Origin of the sequence: Marinobacter sp. UBA2498, assembly GCF_002341575.1 — a bacterium.
In the GTDB taxonomy this organism is placed as follows: Bacteria; Pseudomonadota; Gammaproteobacteria; order Pseudomonadales; family Oleiphilaceae; genus Marinobacter; species Marinobacter manganoxydans.
Window position 1 is genome coordinate 467 of the sequence record NZ_DDOI01000094.1, and the last position, 406, is coordinate 872.

Genomic DNA, 406 nt, shown 5'->3' on the forward strand with positions numbered 1-406 from the left:
GGCATCGGCAAACGCTCAAGGGTCCGTGCGATTGAGAAGCTCATGTAGACGGCAATCAGGGCCGCAATGACCAATGAGGCCAGCAACCCGGTAAATCCGATCAGATACCGGAACAGGTAGTTGGTCAGGAAGAACAGGGCAATGCAGGTAACGGCAACAATGGTGATGCGTGTCTTTTCCATGGCGGCTCAGGGTTTGTTGGTTTTAAGGATAGGCGCAAAGAATGGCAGAGACGCCCGGAAAGAACCACCCCTGCTGCGACCGGGGTTCCAGACTGATATGATGCCCGTCATTCTCACTGGCAACCGGACACCCGATGACCACTGGCAATTCCACCCGGCTCAACAAATACATCAGCGAAAGCGGCATGTGCTCCCGCCGGGAGGCCGATCGCTATATCGAGCAA

General features: G+C 55.7%; 1 pseudogene. It reads right to left on the reverse strand.

Annotated features, from left to right (window positions below):
• Window positions 1-182, reverse strand: a pseudogene (locus B2W52_RS13155) (hypothetical protein); the annotation flags it as partial.
• Window positions 183-406 lie beyond the last annotated feature (224 nt).